The following is a 2369-nucleotide window of genomic DNA, read 5'->3' as shown; positions in this document are numbered from 1 at the left end:
CTCATCCCCCTTCCCCCACCGTCGCCTCCACCTGCGCCACGGCCTCCTCCCGCACCTCGAAGGGCAGGCCGTGCAGTGCGGGTGGTTTCGCCACGACCACGACACGGACCCGGTCGCCCTCCCGGGAGACCGTCACCTCCGCGTCACGCGGTGCCGTGTCCCGGGCCACCCGGACGACCGCCTCGGCGGAGTCCTCACGGGCCGCCGCCCGGGCGCCCGTCCTGGCCGCGTCCACGCACTGGATCTGGGCGGCCACCACGAGCAGCCCCCACACCAGTGCGATCGCGAACATCACCAGCACGGGCAGCACCATGGCCGACTCCGCCGTCACGAACCCCTGGTCGCCCGCCCGTTCACGCCTTCGCATCGAGCGCCCGCTTCACGATGGCCTGGAGTTCCGCGCTGACGGCCCCGCTCGTGACCACCTTGTAGAGCACCACCGCGAACGCCACCGCCGCCACGATCCCCATCGCGTACTCGGAGGTGACCATGCCCTCGTCCCCGCGCATCGACCGCACCCGGCACACCGTCCTGCACACCAGGGCACGCATCCGCGCCCGTACCGTCTTGTACATCTCAACCCCCGTAAGGCTCAGTCCTGTTGATTACCGTCTGATTGCTCGCCTGATTGCGTCTGATGGCTGGTCCGACCGCTCGCCCGACCGCTCGCCCGGCTACGCGTTCCGACCGCTCGTCCGCCTGCTCACCGGCTGTCGGCCGTCATCACCCACCCCCTCCTCCCAGCACTCCTCCTGCGAGTCCGATCACGATCGGCAGCACGCCGACGGCGATGAACGCGGGCAGGAAACACAGCCCCACCGGCGCGGTGACCAGCACAGCGGCCCTCCGTGCCCGGGTCGTCGCGGCGCGCCCCCAGTCGGCGCGGGCGTCCGCGGCGAGCCCGGCGACCGGCCCGGCCGCGGGCAGCCCGGTCACATCGGCGCGTTCCAGCAGCCGGGCCAGCGCCCCGGCGCCCGGTGTCGAGGCGAGCCTTCGCCAGGCCTCGCCCGGCTCACCGCCGAGCCGTACCTCCGCCGCCCCGCGGGCGAGTCCCTCTCCCACGGGCCCGCCCAGCGCCTCGCCCACGGCCTGTGCCGCGATGACCGGACCGGCGCCCGCCGCGATACAGGCGGCCAGCAGATCGGCGGCGAGCGGCAACTGCCGGGCCGCCTCGCGCGCGTCGGCCTCCCCGGCGTCCACGCCGGTCGTCTGCCGCTGCCGCCACCGCCACAACCCGGCCGCGAGGACCAGTCCGACCACGACACCGGCGACTCCGCCCACCAGCACCCACCCGGCACAGCCGACGCCGAGCACGGGGAGCCACCGGCGCGCGAACTCCCGCCCCTCGTACCGCGGCCGCTCGGCCGTGGCCTCCGCGACGGCCAGCAGCTCTCCGAGCCGCCGCCGCAGTCTGCGCTCGCGCCGCACCGCCACGGCCCACCGGCCGAGCCAGGCGGCCGCCAGCGCGGTTCCCAGCACCGCCCACAGCCTGTGGACGACTTCCCCACTCACGATTCCTCCGCTCCCCGTACGATCCGCGTCGCCCACCACATGCCGACCCCTTCCAGCAGGCCACCGGCCAGCAGGCAGCCCAGCCCGGTCCCGGTGTGCAGGAGGACGTGCAGGGGATCGGCGCCGAGTGCGGCCCCGAGGCCCAGCCCCAGCACCGGCAACGCGGCGAGCATCCACGCCGTGGACCGCGCTCCCGCCAACTGGGCGCGCAGGTCGGCCCGTTGGTCCCGCTCGGCCCGCAACGCCCCTTCGAGCCGGTCGAGCCCGGCCGCGAGCCCCGCACCCTGGTCCACCGCCACCCGCCAGCACGCGGCAAGTCCGAGCAGCCCTTCGGCACCGGGCTGTCGAGCCGCCGTCGCGAGCGCCCCGGGCACATCCCCGCCGAACCGGGCCGCGGCCAGCACCGCCGCCTGCGTCTCCCCGAGCCCGCCGAACTCCGGCGTCCCGGGACCGGATCCACCCGAGCCGGCCCCACCGTCTCCCGGCTCCTGGAATTCCCGCACCGCCCGCACCAGCGCCTCCCCCGGCTGCCGCCCGGCACGCACCTCCCCGGCGACCACCGCGCACAGCGCGATCACCGCGGCCGCCCGCCGCTCACGCACCCGGCGCTCCTCCCCTGCCAGCCGCACCCGCCGCAGCAACGGCACTCCGGCCGCCCCCGCGACGACCGGCAGCACCGAGGCCCCGAGCACAGCGAGCACCAGCCCGGCGGCCACCGCCCACCACTCGAACCCCAGCCGTCCACGAACCCGCCGCAGCTCCCCCGTCAGCCGCCGCCACGGCGGTGGCCCGGCTCCCACCACCCCGCCGCCGGCCAGCAGCACCCGCGCCCGCCGCACCTCGGAGCGCCGCCCGCC

The 2369-nt window shown here is 76.4% G+C and carries 4 protein-coding genes; all 4 read right to left on the bottom strand.

Translation table 11 applies throughout. The annotated features are described in order from the left end of the window. Window position 1: 1 nt before the first annotated feature. Complete coding sequence (locus AOJ26_RS39560) at window positions 2-367, bottom strand: TadE family type IV pilus minor pilin (protein WP_053853175.1); 366 nt, start codon at window positions 365-367, stop codon at window positions 2-4. Beyond that, a complete protein-coding gene (locus tag AOJ26_RS39555; RefSeq protein ID WP_053853174.1) occupies window positions 354-575 on the bottom strand; it encodes a DUF4244 domain-containing protein in 222 nt (73 codons plus the stop codon). Before AOJ26_RS39555 ends, AOJ26_RS39560 begins: the two co-directional genes overlap by 14 nt. 148 nt (window positions 576-723) lie before the next feature. Continuing rightward, the gene (locus AOJ26_RS39550; protein WP_053853173.1) at window positions 724-1512 is read right to left on the bottom strand and encodes a type II secretion system F family protein; all 789 of its coding nucleotides are present in this window, start codon (window positions 1510-1512) and stop codon (window positions 724-726) included. Then, window positions 1509-2369: type II secretion system F family protein (locus AOJ26_RS39545; RefSeq protein ID WP_053853172.1), on the bottom strand; the 861-nt coding region annotated here is incomplete at its 5' end. The genes AOJ26_RS39545 and AOJ26_RS39550, both read right to left, overlap by 4 nt.

Origin of the sequence: Streptomyces sp. NRRL B-24085 (assembly GCF_001282115.1) — a bacterium.
Lineage (GTDB): Bacteria > Actinomycetota > Actinomycetes > Streptomycetales > Streptomycetaceae > Streptomyces.
Note: the sequence above shows the minus strand (reverse complement) of the source record. Positions and strands in the feature narration are given on the sequence as shown.

Excerpts from the sequence above, each read along its gene's own strand:
- AOJ26_RS39555 (WP_053853174.1), bottom strand. The coding sequence starts at position 575 with ATGTACAAGACGGTACGGGCGCGGATGCGTGCCCTGGTGTGCAGGACG.
- AOJ26_RS39560 (WP_053853175.1), bottom strand. The coding sequence starts at position 367 with ATGCGAAGGCGTGAACGGGCGGGCGACCAGGGGTTCGTGACGGCGGAG.